The organism is Comamonas sp. BIGb0124, assembly GCF_003752175.1.
Classification (GTDB): Bacteria; Pseudomonadota; Gammaproteobacteria; order Burkholderiales; family Burkholderiaceae_C; genus Comamonas_F.
The window spans coordinates 274648-292874 of sequence record NZ_RJVF01000011.1 but is presented as its reverse complement, the minus strand read 5'-3'; the positions used below and the strand labels follow the sequence as shown (position 1 = coordinate 292874).

At 68.5% G+C, this 18227-nt stretch carries 15 protein-coding genes; 3 read left to right on the top strand and 12 right to left on the bottom strand.

The annotated features are described in order from the left end of the window. Nucleotides 1-13: 13 nt before the first annotated feature. The 4 genes from EC845_RS13915 to EC845_RS13900 form a co-directional block, all read right to left on the bottom strand. Entirely contained in the window at nucleotides 14-1066 is a 1053-nt protein-coding gene (locus EC845_RS13915; protein WP_123298695.1) for a metallophosphoesterase, read from the bottom strand. Next, a complete protein-coding gene (locus EC845_RS13910) occupies nucleotides 1063-2196 on the bottom strand; it encodes a diacylglycerol kinase family protein (RefSeq protein ID WP_123298694.1) in 1134 nt (377 codons plus the stop codon). The genes EC845_RS13915 and EC845_RS13910 overlap by 4 nt, the downstream gene beginning before the upstream one ends. Before the next feature lie 73 nt (nucleotides 2197-2269). Beyond that, nucleotides 2270-2893: a Dps family protein gene (locus tag EC845_RS13905; protein WP_123298693.1), complete on the bottom strand. Its 624-nt coding sequence runs from the start codon at nucleotides 2891-2893 to the stop codon at nucleotides 2270-2272. A 135-nt stretch (nucleotides 2894-3028) separates the two neighbouring features. Beyond that, nucleotides 3029-3985, bottom strand: coding sequence for a LysR substrate-binding domain-containing protein (locus EC845_RS13900; RefSeq protein ID WP_123298692.1), 957 nt, complete (start codon nucleotides 3983-3985; stop codon nucleotides 3029-3031). 132 nt (nucleotides 3986-4117) lie between these two features. Between EC845_RS13900 and EC845_RS13895 the strand changes: the two genes are divergently transcribed. Then, nucleotides 4118-4759, top strand: a complete 642-nt coding sequence (locus tag EC845_RS13895; protein WP_123298691.1) for a LysE family translocator — start codon at nucleotides 4118-4120, stop codon at nucleotides 4757-4759. A gap of 40 nt (nucleotides 4760-4799) precedes the next feature. Here the strand turns inward: EC845_RS13895 and recG are convergent, their stop codons facing one another. Both recG and EC845_RS13885 read right to left on the bottom strand, forming a co-directional pair. Continuing rightward, nucleotides 4800-6935: an ATP-dependent DNA helicase RecG gene (gene recG / locus EC845_RS13890; RefSeq protein ID WP_123298690.1), complete on the bottom strand. Its 2136-nt coding sequence runs from the start codon at nucleotides 6933-6935 to the stop codon at nucleotides 4800-4802. A 61-nt stretch (nucleotides 6936-6996) separates the two neighbouring features. Then, entirely contained in the window at nucleotides 6997-8625 is a 1629-nt protein-coding gene (locus EC845_RS13885) for a gamma-glutamyltransferase family protein (RefSeq protein WP_123298689.1), read from the bottom strand. 109 nt (nucleotides 8626-8734) lie between these two features. Between EC845_RS13885 and EC845_RS13880 the strand changes: the two genes are divergently transcribed. Beyond that, nucleotides 8735-9628 (top strand): LysR substrate-binding domain-containing protein, encoded by an 894-nt coding sequence (locus EC845_RS13880; protein WP_123298688.1) that lies wholly within the window; start codon nucleotides 8735-8737, stop codon nucleotides 9626-9628. Nucleotides 9629-9649: 21 nt separating this feature from the next. Here EC845_RS13880 and EC845_RS13875 read toward each other — a convergent pair whose 3' ends face one another. The 6 genes from EC845_RS13875 to EC845_RS13850 all read right to left on the bottom strand — a co-directional run bounded on the left by EC845_RS13875 (nucleotide 9650) and on the right by EC845_RS13850 (nucleotide 16717). Next, nucleotides 9650-10798, bottom strand: coding sequence for a Gfo/Idh/MocA family protein (locus EC845_RS13875; protein WP_233598063.1), 1149 nt, complete (start codon nucleotides 10796-10798; stop codon nucleotides 9650-9652). Beyond that, the gene (locus tag EC845_RS13870; protein ID WP_123298854.1) at nucleotides 10795-11808 is read right to left on the bottom strand and encodes a sugar phosphate isomerase/epimerase; all 1014 of its coding nucleotides are present in this window, start codon (nucleotides 11806-11808) and stop codon (nucleotides 10795-10797) included. The genes EC845_RS13875 and EC845_RS13870 overlap by 4 nt, the downstream gene beginning before the upstream one ends. A gap of 102 nt (nucleotides 11809-11910) precedes the next feature. Further along, entirely contained in the window at nucleotides 11911-12882 is a 972-nt protein-coding gene (locus EC845_RS13865) for a substrate-binding domain-containing protein (RefSeq protein ID WP_123298686.1), read from the bottom strand. A 64-nt stretch (nucleotides 12883-12946) separates the two neighbouring features. Continuing rightward, nucleotides 12947-13897 carry an ABC transporter permease gene (locus EC845_RS13860; RefSeq protein WP_233598087.1) on the bottom strand — a complete coding sequence of 317 codons (951 nt, stop codon included), beginning with the start codon at nucleotides 13895-13897 and terminating at the stop codon, nucleotides 12947-12949. Nucleotides 13898-13964: 67 nt separating this feature from the next. Continuing rightward, entirely contained in the window at nucleotides 13965-15506 is a 1542-nt protein-coding gene (locus EC845_RS13855; protein ID WP_123298853.1) for a sugar ABC transporter ATP-binding protein, read from the bottom strand. A gap of 5 nt (nucleotides 15507-15511) precedes the next feature. Further along, nucleotides 15512-16717: an ROK family protein gene (locus EC845_RS13850; protein ID WP_370451316.1), complete on the bottom strand. Its 1206-nt coding sequence runs from the start codon at nucleotides 16715-16717 to the stop codon at nucleotides 15512-15514. A gap of 329 nt (nucleotides 16718-17046) precedes the next feature. Between EC845_RS13850 and queA the strand changes: the two genes are divergently transcribed. After that, on the top strand, nucleotides 17047-18186 hold the full coding sequence (gene queA, locus EC845_RS13845; protein ID WP_123298851.1) for a tRNA preQ1(34) S-adenosylmethionine ribosyltransferase-isomerase QueA: 1140 nt from the start codon (nucleotides 17047-17049) through the stop codon (nucleotides 18184-18186). Nucleotides 18187-18227 lie beyond the last annotated feature (41 nt).

The following is an 18227-nucleotide window of genomic DNA, read 5'->3' as shown; positions in this document are numbered from 1 at the left end:
CCGGGTTGCAGCCTCAGGCCACCGGCTCGCCCGCCGCCAGGCCGATGACGGTGCCCTGGCCCGCCGCCACCTCGGGCGGCGGCAGCAGTTCGGTTTCGAGCACGCGCACAAAACGTCCGGCGCCCGGCAGGCGGCCCTCCACGTTGCCGGCTTCGCCCTCGGCATGATGGGGATCCTGGGCCGCACGCTGGAAATCCCATTGCTGAACCGACACCGCGCGGGGCAACACCCGCCCCGCCGCATCGCGCATGCCGGGCGGCCGATAGCAGATCAGATTGACCGAGTTCGGCTGTTCTCGCCTGACCCGGCTCGACACCGCCGTGCCGGCCTGCACCGCCCACAGCGCGGGCAGCACGCCCGAGGCCGATTCCGACAGCGCCACGGCGTAGGCCGAATGGATGTGACCCCCGAGGATGAGATCGGCGCCGGCCTGGGCCCATCGGCGCACGGCCGCTTCGTGCCCGATCAGCAGGTTCTTGCGTTCGGCCGGGTCGACCACATGCACGGGCTGGTGTGTCACCACCACCCGCAGCTGGCCGGGCGCTGCGCGCTGCAGCCGCCGTGCCACCCGTTCGATCTGGGCATGGGAGACCTCGCCGTCCTTGTGGCGCCAGCGGCGCACCGTGTTGACGCACAACACCAGCGCCTGGGCGTCGCTGTGCTCCGGCTCGAGCTGTTCGCTGATGCTGCGGCGGTACTCGCGCAGCGGCCAGGCCACGCGCGCGGCCACGTCGAACAGGGGAATGTCGTGGTTGCCGGCGATCGCCAGCCAGGGCGCGCCGCAACAGGCCTGCAAGCGGTCGATGAAACGCCGTGCCGCCTGATACTGCTCGCGCCGCGCGCGCTGCGTGATGTCGCCCGACACCACCAGCAGCGTGGGCCGGACGGCAGCCGTCAGTTCCTCGAGCGCCCGTACGGCATCGGCCCGCTCGGTGCCGAAATGCGGATCCGACAGATGCAGGATGCGGCAGACCGAGCCTTCGGCCGCGCCCTGCGCCATCGCTGTCTGCAACGGATCGGATGGCAGGGCCGGTGTCTTCCCGCCCGCAAGGTCGGGGTCGGTCATGCCGCGACGCCTCCCGGCATCGCGACGGCGGGCTCCTGCGCCATCGCGGCACGGGCTTCGCGGGTCTCGGCTGCGATCGCATCGGGCCAGGGCACCAGCACCTGCAGCGGCTGGGGCGAGACCTCGAACACCATGGGAGAGGCATATTCGGTGATCTCGCCATCGACCGCGACCTTGAAACGGAAACCGGGCGCCGGCCGGCGCACCGCGACCTCCAGGCGATCGAAGGCAAAACGCTCCAGGCGGTCATCGTCGGTCAGGCGCTTGAGCGCGCCGCGCAGGGCCAAGGCCAGCAACTGCCAGCGAGAGGTGGAACGCACCACCAGTCCCACCAGTTGCCCCTCCTCGATGGCTTGCGCCTCGGGCAGGCCCAGATTGGCCATCTGCAGGGCGTTGTCGCTGACCAGCAGCGTGCTGGTCTTGACGGCCTCGGTGCGGCCGTCGGCCCCTCGCAGGCGCAGGCGGAGGGTGCGATGCTCGCCCAGCAGCGTCATGAGGCCGGACCACAGCGCCACGATCTTCTTGCGCCCCAGCTGCTGCTTCCAGTACTCGCGGTCCTGGATGATCTGGGGATAGAAACCCAGGCTGGCACTGACCAGGAACACCTGGCGGCCGGACGCATTCAGCTCGCCGACCTGGCCCAGGTGCATGCTGCGCAGGCAAGGATCGAGCAGGGTCTGCAAGGCCTCTTCGAGCTCGATCGAGATGCCCAGGTTGCGGCCGAAGAAATTGAACGTGCCTTGCGGGATGACGCCCAGCGGCACATCGGCGGCCAGCGCGGCACCGGCGACGACATTGATGGTGCCGTCGCCACCGACGGCCACCAGCACGCCGTCGCGTTCATGCGCCCGCGCCGCCGCTTCGGCAGCCCGGGCCCGCAGTTCGCTCGCTTCTTCGATGAGGACGAACTCGAGCGGCCGGCCCGCGTTCTCGCAGACCTGCGTGATGGTGTCGCGCACCGCCTGCGCCTCGTTGCTGCCCGAACCGGCGTTCATCACGAACACCAGCGGCGCATAACGCAGCCAGGCGGCATCGCCATGGCGCACTTCGGGCAGCAGGGCCTGCACACGCTCCGGTCCGCTGGCGGGCACATCGTCATCGCCCGTCGTGGCGGAAGGATTCTGGGTCATGATGGCCTCGGCAAGGCGACAGGGAGCCCTGGCCGCCGCGCGCGGCAAGCCAGCCAGGGACGGGAAGAAGAGATCAGGCCTCGAGCAGCGAACGCAGCATCCAGGCCGTCTGCTCGTGCGAGTTCACGCGCTGGGTCAGCATGTCGGCCGTCGGCTCGTCCGACACCTTGTCGAGCAGGGGGAACAGCTCGCGCGCGCCGCGCGCCACGGTTTCGTGACCCTTGACCAGGATGCGGACCATCTCGTCGGCCTTGGGCGGCTTGACCGGCACATCGGGCACCGATGCCAGCTCGGCGAACTCCTTGTAAGAGCCGGGCGCGTAGAAGCCCAGCGAACGGATGCGTTCGGCGATCGTGTCGATGGCGTTCCACAGCTCGGTGTACTGCCCCATGAACATGGCGTGCAGCGAGTTGAAATGCGGACCCGTCACGTTCCAGTGGAAATTGTGCGTGGTGAGGTACAGGCCGAAGGTGTCGGCCAGCACGCGGTTCAGGCCCTTCGAGATCGCCGCGCGATCGCGTTCGGTCAGGCCGATGTTGATGGCCGGTGCGCTGCCCAGCACCTCGACCTTGGCGGCGGTGCGTGAGCCCTTGCTGATGCGGCGGGTCTTGGCGGCATGCGCGGCGACGCTGGTCTTGAGGCCCGCGGTCTTGCGGGGGGCAGTCGTTTTGGTAGCGGTCTTGCGGGCGGTAGCCATGCTGGGATACTCCTCTTTCGTGGAAACAACACCACAGTACTATGCCCCGCTCGACCCTGCAACCGTATCGGACGCGACTGACAGCCGCCGTCGGACAAGCCTAGCCCTTCGGGCGGCCGGCGCGTGCCGCCGCGCTCAGGTCAGACGTTGCACGCCCGGCAGCTCGCAGGCCATGATGGCATTGCGCAGTGCCGCGATCGCTTCGTAGCGCGTGAAACTGCGCCGCCACACCAGCACCACGCGCCGGGTCGGCGGGTTGCCGTCGAAGGGCAGGTATTGCACCGGATCGCGCGAGGTGAGCGGCGCGGCCTCGCCGGCGGCGTCCAGCGCACTGGGCGGCACGCTGAGCCGCGGCACCACGGTCACGCCCATGCCGGCGGCGACCATGTGTTTGATGGTCTCGAGCGACGAGCCCTCGAAGCTCTTGCGTATGCCCTCGGCGTCGCTGGAGAAACGGGCGAACTCGGGGCAGAACTCGAGCACGTGGTCGCGGAAGCAGTGACCGGCGCCCAGCAGCAGCATGGTCTCCTGCTTGAGCGCATCGGCGTTGACCCGCGGCTTGCGGGCCAGCATGTGCTGGGCCGGCACCGCGACGTAGAACGGTTCGTCGTAGAGGGGCGCCAGCGCCAGCCCTGCATCGGGAAACGGCTCGGCGAGGATGGCGCAGTCGATCTCGCCCAGCCGCAGCATCTCCAGCAGCTTGACCGTGTAGTTCTCCTGCAGCATGAGCGGCATCTGGGGGGTGCGGGCGATCACCTGACGCACCAGGTCGGGCAGCAGATAGGGGCCGATCGTGTAGATGACACCCAGACGCAGCGGTCCGGCCAGCGGATCCTGACCGCGCTTGGCGATCTCCTTGATGCCGGCGGCCTGCTCCAGCACGGTCTGCGCCTGGCGGATGATCTCCTCGCCCAGAGGGGTCACGCTGACCTCGTTGGCGCTGCGCTCGAAGAGCTTGACCTCGAGTTCGTCCTCGAGCTTCTTGACGGCTACGCTCAAGGTCGGTTGCGAGACATGGCAGGCTTCGGCCGCTTTGCCGAAATGGCGTTCGCGCGCCACGGCAACGATGTACTTGAGTTCGGTGAGCGTCATGGTTGACGCCAATGATACGCAGTTGTTCGGCCCCGTGCGCCTTGGGGATCAACCGGGTCTCGCGGCCACGGTGCCGGGTGTAAGACAATGACCGCATCCGCCGGCCCGGTGGAACTCGCGGCGACTCCGATCATGACCCTGCAAGCCTACCTGTTCTTCCTGCCCGCCTGCCTGGCGCTCAACCTCTCGTTCGGCCCCAACAACCTGCTGTCCGTCACCTATGGCGCCCGCTACGGGCTGCGCCAGGCCACGCTCGCCGGCAGCGGCCGGCTGGCGGCTTTCGCCATCATGATCACGCTCTCCGGACTGGGCATGGGCACCCTGCTGCTGGCTTCGGAGACCGCCTTCACCGTGGTCAAGTTCGCCGGTGCCGCCTACCTGGTGTGGCTGGGCATCAGGCTGCTGCGTGCGCCCGCGCCGACCGTCGCCCCCCTGCATCGGGCCGAGGCCGAGCCCGAAGCCGTGCCGCCCCTGAAGCGGCTGATCCGCCAGGAGTTCACGGTCGCCATCGGCAATCCCAAGGCCATCCTCATCTTCACCGCCTTCCTGCCCCAGTTCGCGGTCGCCGACGCCTATGCGCTGAGCTACACCCAGGTGGCGCTGACCTTTCTGGCGCTGGAGTGGACGACCCTGCTGTTCTATGGCTGGCTCGGCCTGCGCATGGGCCGCTGGACCTCGAAGCCCGGTGCCATGCACTGGCTCAACCGTGTCAGCGGCGGCATGATGGTGTTTTTCGGCGTGCTGCTGGCCCTGGCGCGCCGTCCGGCCACCTGAAAGCGTCTGGGCCAGCCTGACGGCTGCCGCGCCGGACGCGTCAAGCCTTCAGGAACTCGGCCTTGCCGCCCATCCAGCGCTCGATATGGCGCTCGGCCTGCGCCGGCTGTCCGGCCAGCAGGCGCGGCGCCAGCTCGCGGGCCCACTCCAGCAGCTCGCCATCGGTCTCCAGGTCGGCAAAACGCAGCATGGCCGCGCCGGACTGCCTCGCGCCCAGAAACTCGCCCGGGCCCCGGATGTCCAGGTCGCGCCGCGCGATCTCGAAGCCGTCCTGCGTCTCGGCCATGGCCCGCAGCCGCGCCCGGGCCGATTCGCTCAGGCGCCCGCCTTCGGGCAAGGCGTACATCAGCACACAGGCCGATGCCGCCGCGCCGCGCCCGACCCGTCCCCTCAGCTGATGGAGCTGCGACAGGCCGAAGCGCTCGGCGTGCTCGACCACCATGAGCGACGCATTGGGCACGTCCACGCCCACTTCGATGACCGTGGTCGACACCAGCACGGCCATCCGGCCGCTCGAGAAGTGTTCCATCACGGCCTTCTTCTCGGCCGCCGGCATGCGCGAATGCAGCAGACCCACCTGCACGCCGGGCAGCGCGGCACTGAGCTCGGCATGGGTATCGGTGGCGGTCGCCAGATCCAGCGCCTCGCTTTCCTCGATCAGCGGACAGACCCAGTACACCTGCCGGCCGGCATCGACCTGATCGCCGATGCGCGCGATCAACTCGTCGCGCCGGCTGTTGGCAATGACGCGGGTGACGATGGGTGAACGCCCGGGCGGCAATTCGTCGATGGTGGAGACATCGAGGTCGGCGTAATAGCTCATGGCCAGCGTGCGCGGGATGGGGGTGGCACTCATCATGAGCAGGTGCGGCTCGTAGGCGGGCAGGCCCGGCTCGGGCAGGGCTCCGGCTTCGGCGGGGGCGGCAGGCCCGGCCATCTTGCCGCGCAGCGCCAGCCGCTGGGCCACGCCGAAGCGATGCTGCTCGTCGATGATGGCCAGCGCCAGGTTGCGGAACACCACGCTGTCCTGGATCACGGCATGCGTGCCCACGACCAGCATGGCCTCGCCGCTGGCCACACGCGCCAGCGCCTCGCGCTTGGCCTTGTTCTTGGCGCCGCCGGTCAGCCAGGCGACCTGCACGCCCAGCGGCTCGAGCCAGCCCACGAGCTTGCGGAAATGCTGTTCGGCCAGGATCTCGGTCGGCACCATCAGCGCGCACTGCCAGCCGGCGTCGATGCAGGCCGCCGCCGCCAGGGCCGCCACCACGGTCTTGCCCGAGCCGACATCGCCCTGCAGCAGCCGGTGCATGGGCCGCGGGAGCGCGAGGTCCTGCACGATCTCGCCCACCACGCGCTGCTGCGCGCCGGTCAGCGCAAACGGCAGCACGGCCGCCAACTGCTCGTACAGCCCGCCGGGCCGCGGCAGCAGCACGGGCGCCTGCAGACCGGCCCGCTCGCGGCGCGCGACCTGCTGCGACAGCTGCTGGGCCAGCAGCTCTTCGGCCTTCAGGCGCTGCCAGGCCGGGTGGCTGCGGTCTTCCAGCGTGGCCAGCGCCGCGTCGGGCGACGGGTGATGCAGGAAACCCAGCGCCGTGGTCAGCGAGTACAGCGGCATCGAACCGATCAGGCGCGTGAACTCGGGCGGCAGGGTCTCGTCGAGCAGGCCGTCGCGGCGCGCCCGTGCCAGGCCGTCGGCCACGGCGTGGCGCAGCACCGGCTGCGACAGACCGGCCACGGTGGAATACACGGGCGTGAGCGACTGCGGCAAGGCCCCGCTCGCCGCCCGGCACACCGGGTGCAACATGGTCAGGCTGCTGCCCGCCCAGGCCGAGACATGGCCACGCAGCTCGCCGCGCGCCCGCACACGCTTGCCCACCGCCAGCGATTTGCTCTGCGAGGGGTAGAAATTGAAGAACCGGAGGGTGCAGGTCTGCGTGCCGTCGTCGACCTTGACGATGAGCTGCTTGCGCGGCTGGTACTGGATGCTCTGCTCGACGACCGTGGCCTCGATCTGCACCAGCTCGCCCTCCCGGGCATCGGCCAGGCGCGTGATGCGCGTCTCGTCCTCGTAGCGCAGCGGCAGGTGCAGGGCGAGGTCGATGTCGCGCACCAGGCCGAGCTTGGCGAACGCCCGCTCTTCCTGGCTGGCGGCGGTCGAGGACGGCTTTTTTGGCATGCCGGCATTGTGCCTGCGCGCAAGGGCCGGGAACGGCTCGCGCGTGCTTCGACGCCCGGGATCAGAAGCCTACGGCCTGGCCGTCGCGCCGCGTGTCGCTGGCGGCCACGTACCCGTGGTCGCTGTCGCTGCCCGAGAGCCGCCAGATAAACTGCCCGGCACCGAAGTCCATGTAGGGGTCTTCGATGGACTTGAGGGTGTGGCCCATCTTCTGCAGTCCCTCGACCGCATCGGCGCGCATGGTGGATTCGACGTCGAGCGTGAAGTCGCGGTTGACTTTCCAGCGCGGCGCGCAGCAGGCCGCCTGGGGCTGCTGGTCGTAGTCCAGCATGCGCACCACGGTCTGCAGATGCCCCTGGGGCTGCATGTCGCCGCCCATCACGCCGAAGCTCATGACCGGTGCGCCGTCCCGCGTCAGGAAGCCCGGGATGATGGTGTGGAACGGCCGCTTGCCGCCCGCCACCACATTGGCCGACTTCGGGTCCATGGAAAAACCCACGCCCCGGTTCTGCAGGCTGATGCCGGTGCCCGGCACGACCACGCCCGAGCCGAACCCCATGTAGTTGGACTGGATGAACGAGACCATCATGCCGCTCTCGTCGGCGGCCGTCAGGTAGATGGTGCCGCCCGCATGCGGCCGGCCGGCCGCGAAATGCGTGGCCCGGTTGGGGTCGATGAGCCGGGCGCGCTCGGCCAGATAACCGTCGTCCAGCATCTGCTCGGGCGTGACGGCCATGCTGCGCGGATCGGCCACATACCGGTAGAGATCGGCGAACGCCAGTTTCATGGCCTCGATCTGCAGATGCTGCGACTGCGCCGAATCGACCGGCAGACCGGCCACGTCGAACTGCTCGAGGATGCCCAGCGCGATCAGCGCCGCGATGCCCTGCCCGTTGGGCGGGATCTCGTTGAGCGTGTAGCCGCGGTAGTCCTTGGCGATCGGCTGCACCCACTCGGGCCGGTAGGACCGCAGGTCGTCCAGCGTGAGTGCGGCGCCGCACTGGGCGCTGAAGGCCACCATGCGCTCGGCGAGTTCACCTTCGTAATAATCGCGTCCCTTGCTCCGGGCGATGAGGCGCAGTGTCCGGGCCGCATCGGGAAAACGGAACTTGTCGCCCACCCGGGGCGCGTGGCCCTGCGGCAGAAAGGCCTCGGCAAAACCGGGCTGGTCGCGCAGCTCGTCTTCGGCCGCGGCCCATTTGTGGGCCACCACGGGCGGCACGGCATAACCGCGCTCGGCGATCTCGATGGCCGGTTCGAACAGCTCTTCGAAAGGCAGCTTGCCCAGCTTGCCGTGCAGGGCGGCCCAGCCGGCCACCGCGCCCGGCACGGTGACGCTGTCCCAGCCGCGCTTGGGCTGGCGCGCCAGCCCCTGGCCGTCGACGCCATACTTGCGTTCGAAGTAACCGAGGTTCCAGGCCGCCGGCGCCACACCCGATGCGTTCAGGCCGTGCAGTTGCCGGCCGTCCCAGACCATGGCAAAACAGTCGCTGCCCAGGCCGTTGGAGACCGGCTCGACCAGCGTCATGCAGGCCGCCGTGGCGATCGCCGCATCCACCGCATTGCCGCCCTTGAGCAGCATGCGCAGGCCGGCCTGCGACGCCAGCGGATGGGAGGTCGAGACCACATTGCGCGCAAACAGCGGAATGCGGTGGCTCGGATAAGGGTTGCTCCAATTGAACGATTTCATGAGGAATGAGTGTCTGCGGGCGATGAACGGGCAATGAGTCCGCCCAATCTACCGGCAATAAGCCCCAGAATCAAACCGAACCTCTTTGTTTTTAAGACAAACTCTTTTTATGGATGGCTTGCGTTTTTTCCGGACTTTCCTGGCGGTGGCCCGGCACGGCTCGTTTTCCGAGGCCGCCCAACACGTGGGCCTGACGCAGGCGGCGGTGAGCTTCCAGATGCGCACGCTCGAGACCGAGCTGGCACGCAAGCTGTTCGATCGCAGCGGCCGCATCGCGCGGCTCAATGCCGAGGGACGCGAGCTCGTGCCCGAGGTCGAGGCGCTGCTCGGCGCCTACGACCGCATCCGGCAGCCGCGTGCGCGGCAGGGCGAACTGGCCGGTTCGGTCACCATCGGGGCGCTGGTGTCGTGCATGCACACCCTGCTGCGCGTGACCTCGCGGCTCAAGCAGGAGCACCCGGCGCTCGACATCCGCATCCAGCACGGGCAGTCGCATGGGCTGGCCGCGCGGGTCATGGCGGGCGACATCGATGCGGCCTTCGTGGTCGAGAGCAACCACCTCTCGCCCGCCCTGCGCTGGTCGCCGATGTATGCCGAGGCCCTGGTGGTGCTCACGCATGCCCAGGCCGGCGGGACCTGCGCGGCCGAGGTGCTTGCGCTGAATCCCTATCTGCGCTTCGATCCGACCCAGCGCACCGGGGCCCTGGCGGAAAAGGTGCTGCGCGAACTCGGCCTGAACATCGAGCCGTTCATGGAGCTCAACTCCATCGGCGAACTCACCTCGCTCATCGAGCAGGGCGTGGGCGCCACCCTGGTGCCCCGGCTGCGCGACGGCGGCTGGCTCGGCAACCCCCGGCTGCGTGTCCTGCCGCTGCCCCACCCGGTCGAAGCCCCGGCGCGCCACATCGGCATGGTCGAACGCAACGACCACGCGCGCCGGGCCATCACCGACGTCATCCGCGAGCGCTGCGCGCAAGCCTGGCGCGAATCGCCGCCGAACTGAGTGCGGGAACGCGGCGCCGGTTCAGAACGCCGTCCATTTCTCCCGGCTGCGCGCCGACAGCACCGCCCGCTCGATGAAACGCACGCCGCGGGCGCCGTCCTCGAGCGTGGGGTAATCGCCCTGCCCCGGGGTCAGTGCGACACCGTCCCGGCGCGCCCGAAGATCCTGCGCCACGCCCAGGTAGATGTTGGCGAAGGCCTCGAGAAAGCCTTCGGGATGGCCGGGCGGCAGGCGCGACGCGGCGATGGCATGGGGATGCAGCCATGGACTGTGGCGCGTCAGCATCTGCCGCGGCGCATCGAGCGGCAGGTGGTGCAGGATGTTGGGGTCTTCCTGCCGCCACTCCAGCGAGCCGAGCGTGCCCGAGACCCGCAGCCGGATGTCGTTCTCGTAGCCGGTCGCGACCTGCGTGGCCAGCAGCGCACCCCGCGCACCGCCCTGGTAACGCAGCAGCACGCTGCCGTCGTCGTCGAGCGCGCGGCCGGCGACCACCGCATCGAGGTCGGCGCAGATCTGCTCGATTTCCAGACCCGTCACGCTGTGCACCAGGTTCTCGGCGTGCGAGCCGATGTCGCCCAGCGCGCCCGCCAGGCCGCTGCGCGCGGGGTCGGTGCGCCAACTGGCCTGCTTGTTGCGGTCGGCCTCGATCTTCGTCGCCAGCCAGCCCTGGTGGTATTCGACGACCACCTTGCGCACCGTGCCGATGGCGCCGGCCTTCACCATCTCGCGCGCCTGCCGAACCATGGGATAACCGCTGTAGTTGTAGGTCACCGCAAACAGCACGCCGCTGCGCAGCACCGCTTCGCGCAACTGGCTGGCCTGTCCGCTGTCGTGGACCAGCGGCTTGTCGCAGACCACATGGATGCCGGCCTGCGCAAAGGCATGCGCGACGTCGAAATGCAGGTCGTTGGGCGTCACCACCGTCACGAAGTCGATGCGTTCGTCGGCCGGCCGGCGCAGCTCGTCGTCGAGCAGATCCTGCCAGCGGGCATGCGTGCGTGCCGGCTCCAGTCCCAGCGCGGCACCCGATTCGCGTGCCCGCTCGGACGTCGACGACAAGGCGCCGGCCACCAGTTCGATCTGGCCGTCGAGCGCTGCCGCATGGCGGTGGATGGCGCCGACGAACGCGCCCAGCCCACCGCCGACCATGGCATACCTCAGTCGTTTCATGATGCTTGTTTCTTTCTGTCGAAGACGGCGTCGAAAGCGCCCTGCGCAGGCGGGAAATCCAGCTGCCGGCAGAATGCCGCGCTTTCGCTGGCCCCGTGCACCCGGTCCATGCGGCTGTCTTCCCACTCCACGCTCAGCGGCCCGGCATAGCCGATGTCGTTGAGCGCCACGGCGATCGACTCGAAGTCCACCAGGCCGCGGCCCACGCTGCGGAAATCCCAGTGCCGGCGGGCGTCGCCAAAGCTGGTGTGCCCGCCGAAGATACCGACGCTGCCGTCGCCGCGGCCCCACCAGACGTCCTTCATGTGCACGTGATAGATGCGGTCGGCGAACCGGCGCAGGAAGGCCACGTAGTCGACGCCCTGGTAGGCCAGGTGGCTGGGGTCGTAGTTGAAGCCGAAGCGGCGGTGCTGCCCCACGGCCTCGAGCGCACGCGCCGACGTGGCGGCATCGAAGGCGATCTCGGTGGGATGCACCTCGAGCGCGAAATTGACGCCGTGGGTCTCGAAGCTTTCGAGAATCGGCTGGAAACGCCGGCCGAAATCCTCGAAGCCGCGATCCCAATAGGCCTGCGAAGTCGGCGGAAAGGCATAGGCCGTGTGCCAGATCGACGAACCGGTGAAACCCGTGACCGTGCCGACACCCAGGCGCGCCGCAGCCGCCGCCGTGTCGGCCAGTTCACGCGCGGCACGCCGGCGCACACCCTCCGGATCGCCGTCGCCCCAGACATGGTCGGGCAGGATGGCGCGGTGCCGCTCGTCGATCAGGTCGCACACGGCCTGGCCCACGAGATGGTTGCTGATGGCATGGCACTGCAACCCGTGGTCGGCCAGCAGCTCGCGCTGGCGGCGTGCATAACCGGCGTCGGCCAGCGCCTTCTGCACATCGAAATGATCGCCGGAGCATGCCAGCTCCAGGCCGTCGTACCCCATGCGGCGGGCCAGCGGCGCCAGCTCCTGCAAGGGCAGATCGGCCCACTGGCCGGTGAACAGGGTGATCGGTCTGGACATAGGCACAACCCAATGAAGCGACATGCCGACCCGTTCCTCCAGGCCGGCGAACAAACCGGGCATGCTGTCCTGAAAGGTTGCATGCCCGTTTACCGGACAGGATCAGAACGGCGAATCGGGGTGGTAGAAGTCCTTGGCGTTCTGGGGCGTGATCAGCACCGAGGGCACGATGGTCGTGGCCGGCAGCTTCTCGCCCTTCAGCCGGGCCTCGGCGGTGAGCTTGATGGCGTCGTAGATGAACTTGGGCGAATACGACACGTTGGCCTGGATCCGCGGGTCCTTGCCGTCCATGATGGTCTTGACCATGCTCTTGGCGCCGGCACCGCCGAAGACCACCTTGATGTCGGTGCGCTTGGCCTGGTCGATGGCCCGCAGCACGCCCACGGCCATGTCGTCGTCGGCGGCCCAGATCGCGTCGATGTCCTTGAAGCGCGTGAGGTAGTCCTGCGTCACCTTGAAGGCATCGTCCCGGTTCCAGTTGGCGTATTTCGCATCCAGCAGCTGCACGCCCGGGTTCTGCTTGAGCACGGCATTGAAGGCCTCCCAGCGTTCGTTGTCCAGCGTGGTGGGAATGCCGCGCAGCGCCACCACATTGCCCTTGCCGCCCAGCTTCTGCACGATGTATTCGGCGGGAATGCGGCCGAACGCGGTGTTGTCGCCGGCCACGTAGGCGTCCTGCGCGCTGGTGTCGCTCAGGCCGCGGTCGACCACCGTCACATACACGCCCTTGGATTTCACCTGCTGCACGGGTCGCGTGAGCGCCGCCGATTCGAACGGGAAGATCACCAGCGCATTGATGCGTGTCACGGTCGACAGATCCTGCAGCTGATTGGCCTGCTCGGGCGCGTTGGCGGCCGTACGGATGGTGATCTTCAGATCCTTGTGTTCCTTTTCCAGGTCCTTCTTGGCCTGGTTGGCCCAGTAGTTGATGCCGCCCATGAAGCTGTGCGTGGCGGCCGGAATGGACACGCCCAGGCGGACCGGTTCGGCGGCCTGAACCTGGACGCCGGCAGCCAGCAGGGCACTGGCGAAGGCCAGCGTGCGCAACGTGGCGCGGCGATTGAAACGGGTCATGTCTTGTCTCCTTGTGTCGAGGGTGCTGAACCGATAGCCATGAAATGCAAGGCGGGGCGCGGGTTCAGCGCCGACCCCGCTGCAGGAACGCCACGATGATGATCACGAAGCCCTGGACGGCTGCGTTGAGGTACACGCTGATGATGCTGGTGAGGTTGAGCACGTTGCTGATCACCGACAGCAGGATCGCCCCGACCACCGTGCCCGTGATGGTGCCGGCGCCGCCGCGCAGCGCCGTGCCGCCCACGATCACGGCGGCGATCGCCTCGAGCTCCCACAGCAGCCCCGTGGTGGGCGAGGCCGAGCCCAGGCGCGGCACATACAGCAGCGTGGCGATGCCCACGCACACGCCCAGCAGCATGTAGGTCAGGATCTTGACGCGGTCGACATCCACCGCCGCATAACGCGCCACCTGCTCGTTCGAGCCGATCGCCTGCACATACCGGCCATAGGCCGTGCGATTGAGTATGAGCGCGCCCGCCAGCGCCACCGCCAGAAAGACCCACACCGGCACGGGCACGCCCAGCCAGTTGGCGTAGTAGACGGGGCTGTACAGGTCGGCCAGGTCGTTGTCGAGCGTCAGCGCGCCGCCGTCAGCAAAGTAGGTGAGGTAGGCGCGGTAGATGCCGAGCGTGCCCAGCGTCACGATGAAAGGCTCGATGCGGCCCTTGGCCACCAGCAACCCGTGCGCCGTGCCGAACACCGCACCGAGCAGCACCGCCAAGCCCGCCCCCAGCACCACGGCCAGCAGCGGCGAGCCCAGCGCCGGACTCGCACTGTTGATGAACATGATCACCGCGCCGGCAATCAGCGCGGCCATCGAGCCCACCGACAGGTCGATGCCGCCCGAGATGATGACAAAACACATGCCCACCGCGATGATGCCGATGAAGGCGGTGCGCGTGAGCACGTTCATCACGTTGTCGAGCGTGGCGAAGTCGCTGTTGAGCGCGGTCGCCGCCAGGCACAGCAGCACCAGCCCGACCACGGGGCCCAGGCTGTAGAAGCGCTCCATGCGGCGCGCGCGCGCCTCGCTGCGCAGGGCAGCGGCGTGCTGCGAGGATTCGTTGGCAGGGGTCATGTCAGCTCGCACCTGTTGTTCCGGTTGCATGGGCAATCAACTCCTCTTCCGTCAATCCGTCGGCGTCCAGCCGGGCCACCAGGCGCCCCCCGCGCATCACCGCGACGCGGTGGCACAGGCCGATCAGCTCCATCAGTTCCGACGAGATCACCACCACCGCCAGCCCCTGCTGGGCCAGTCGCTGGATCATGAAATAAATGTCGCGCTTGGCCCCGACGTCGACGCCGCGCGTCGGTTCGTCGAGCACCACCACGCGCGGCTCGGGCTGCAGCACCTTGGCCAGCGCCAGCTTTTGCTGGTTGCCGCCCGACAGCGCCGAGGCCCGCACATGCACCGACCCGGTACGGATGCCGTGTTCCTGCACCGCCGAGGTCAGCGCCCGCTCCTCGGCCGCTAGGTCGAGCAGCGGCCGCGCATACTGCTGCAGCGACATCAGCGTGAGGTTCGGCCGCAATGCGAAATCCACGTGCAGGCCCTTGCCCTTGCGGTCTTCGCTCAGGTAGGTGAGCCCATGGCGGGCGGCGTCGCGCGGACTGCGCAGCCGCACCGGCTGCCCCGCCAGCGCCACCTGTCCATGCCCGGGCCGCAGACCCAGGATGCCTTCGAACAGCTCGGTTCGTCCGGCCCCCACCAGCCCTGCGAATCCGAGGATCTCGCCCGGTGCCACCTCGAAATCCGCGCCATGGGCCCAGCCCGGCACGTCGAAGCCCGTCACCTTCAGCGCGGGCTGCAGGCCCTGTGGCCGGGCGCTGCGCGGCGGATAGATATCGGCCAGCTCGCGTCCCACCATCAGGTTGGCCATGGCATGCCGTGTGAGCGAGGCCGTCGCGGCCCGCGTGACGAAGCGCCCGTCGCGCATCACGATCACCTCGTCGGTCACGCGCTCGACTTCATCGAGCTTGTGCGAGATGTAGACGATGGTCACGCCGTCGGCCCGCAGGCGCGCCATCAGCGCGAACAGGCGTTCGGTCTCGCCGGGCGTGAGCGTAGCCGTGGGTTCGTCCATGATCAGCAGGCGCGCGCGGCGCGACAGCGCCTTGGCGATTTCCACCAGCTGTTTTTCGGCCACGATCAGTTGCCGCACCTTGGCCGCCGGATCCACCGACAGGCCGACCTGCGCCAGCACGCGGGCCGCTTCGGCCTGCATCGCCGCATCGTCGAGCAACCAGCGGTGCCTGCGTTTCTCGCGGCCCAGAAAGATGTTGTCGGCCACGCTCAGATCGTCGGCGAGATTGAACTCCTGATGGATCAGCACCACGCCCAGCGCCTCGGCCTCGCGTGACGAGGCGAATTCGCGCGGCTGGCCGTCGATCGACAGGCGGCCGGCCGAAGGCCTTTCATAACCCGACAGGATCTTCATCAGCGTGGACTTGCCCGCGCCGTTTTCGCCCAGCAGGCCGTAGACCCTGCCCGGCGACAGCTCGAAACTCACTTCGTGCAGCACTTGAACGGGGCCGAAGGACTTGCTGACCTGGTCGAAGACCACGGACAGGCCGGAGCCGCCTTCGGCTGCGTCGGGCACCGGCACGCCGGCATGAGACATGAACGTCATGGCGCGACCCCCCTTGTGCGCAGCGTTTCCTGCATCGCCAGCACGCCTGCGCCCGTCACGCCCGTGTGCCCGCCCAGCGGCGAGAACTGGATTTCCAGGTGCCGCGTGGACAGTGCCAGCGAGCGCTGATAGACGCTTTGCCGAACCGCCGCCAGGAACAGCGGCCCGACATTGGTCACGCCACCGCCGATGAACACGTGCGACGGATTGAAGAAATTCACCAGCGAGGCCAGCATCTGTCCGATCAGGCCCCCTGCGCGCTGCACGATGCCGCTGGCCGTGGCGTCGCCCGCCCGGCTGGCCTGCGCCACCTGCTCGGGCAGCAATTGACCGTCGCGCTCGAACCACTCGGCCAGCAACGCGCTGTCGCCCTGGCGCGCCGCCTCTTCGGCCAGGCGTGCAATGGCCGGTCCGGCCGCCATGGCCTCGACGCAGCCGCGATTGCCGCAATGGCACATCGGACCCTGCTGATCGACACAGATGTGGCCCACGTCGCCGGCGGAACCCGTTGCCCCGCGGTGCACCTGCCCGTGGCAGATGATGCCGCAGCCGATGCCCGTGCCCACCTTGAGCACCAGGAAATCGGGCAGCTGGCGCCGCAGCCGCCATTGCTCGGCCAGCGCCATCAGGTTGACGTCGTTGTCGATGAAGACCGGCGCCGTGTAATCTTGGCGGAGATCTTCGCGAATCGAGAAGCCGTCCCACAGTGGCATCAGCGGCGGCGCCACCAGCATGCCCTGGTCGAACGCCACCGGGCCCGGCACGCCCATGCCGATTCCCATCACGTCGCGCGCCTCCAATCCCAGGCGGGCCAGCAGTTCGCGCAGCACGGCACGCACACGCGGCAGCACCACACCCGGGCCGGCCCGGACGTCGATGGCCTCGGCATGGTGGGCGCGGATCGACAGATCGGGCGCCATCAGGGCGACATCGACGCTGGTCGCACCCAGGTCCACCCCGGCCACCACACCCAGGCGTTCGCTCAGGCGCAGGCCCTCGGGCCGCCGTCCGCCCGAGGACGACTGCAGGCCGGCCTCCTGCAGCAGGCCGCGCTCGATCAGGGCCGCCACCGTCGCGTTGGCCTTGCTCTTGGAATAGTCCAGCAACCCCGCCAGCGCGTGGCGTGAGGTGCGGGATGACCAGAACGCGGTTTCGAGCACCGTCAGTTCGGCCATGGACAGATCGTTCCAGGGGGTGAGCACCCGTTGTCTCCTTGGATGGCCGCTGGCGCGAGGCGCTTGGGCCGTGTGTAATCGGACACGTGACGACATGCTAGCCAGACCCGGTTGCGGCGTCCAAGGCCGAAGTTTGGCCAGAACTGGATCAAAGATGGCTTTTACTGGGCCAGCTTTGATGGGTTTCGGTATTAACCCCGATGAAGATTAGATTGGATCCTCAGGCCCCGCGGCAGCATCCACCCCGTTTCTGGGAGAATGTCGGCTTTTGACCCTGCGGACCTGCCGTACGGCTTCGCCGTGACCGTCGAGTCCGCCGTTTTTCCTTGGAACGGGCCCGTCCGGCCCTCAACGGCATGCCGACTTCTGTCTCTGACGCATCCGCACGCGATGCGAACTGGCCCGCTGGCCAGACCCCCTCTCCCGCCAGATCCTTCACCGTCGGCGATTTCGACTTCGAACTGCCGCCGGAACTGATCGCTCAGCACCCTGCAGCCGAACGCAGCGCTTCGCGCCTGCTCGACGGCCGCGCCGGCGGCTCTCCCGTCGATCGCATCTTCCGCGAGCTGCCCGATCTGCTGCAGCCGGGCGACCTGCTGGTGTTCAACGACACCCAGGTGGTCAAGGCCCGGCTCTATGGCGAAAAGCCCACGGGCGGCAAGGTCGAGCTGCTGATCGAACGGGTGCTTCCCGGCGAAGCCCATGGCCTCAACCGGGAGGTCGTGGCGCACGTCAAGGTCAGCAAGAAACCGCCCGTCGGCACCGTGTTGAACATGGTGGGCAGCGCCTCCGCCGAGCCGGCCTTCACGGCCACCCTGCTGGGCCGCTGGCCCACCGAGGACGGCCCGCTGTTCCGTTTTGCCCTGAGCGACGACGCCTACACCTTGATGGAGCTGCACGGCCACGTGCCGTTGCCGCCGTACATCGAACATGCCGACGACGCCGAGGACGAGCGGCGCTACCAGACGGTGTTCGCCCGGACGCCCGGCGCCGTGGCGGCACCCACTGCGGCGCTCCATTTCGACGAAGGCCTGCTCGCCGCACTGCAGGCCCGCGGCATCCATCAGGCCCACGTGACGCTGCATGTCGGCGCCGGCACCTTCCAGCCGGTCAAGGTCGACCGCATCGCCGACCACCACATGCACTTCGAGCGCTACGAGGTGAGCGCGGCCACCCAACAGGCCATCGCCGATTGCCGCGCGCGCGGCGGACGCGTGGTGGCCGTGGGCACGACCTCGGTGCGTGCACTCGAATCGTGGGCCCGGACCGAGACGGCGCAAGGCGACACCAACATCTTTATCACGCCCGGTTTCGACTGGCGGGTGGTCGACGTGCTGGTCACCAATTTCCACCTGCCCAAGTCCACGCTGATGATGCTGGTCAGCGCATTCGCGGGATACGACCATGTGATGGCGCTCTACCGCCATGCGATCGCCCAACGCTACCGCTTCTTCAGCTATGGCGATGCCATGCTGCTGCAGCGCACCGCCCCCTGACCTTTTTTCCCCGATCCTCGCCGGCCCGCATGCCCCCGCAA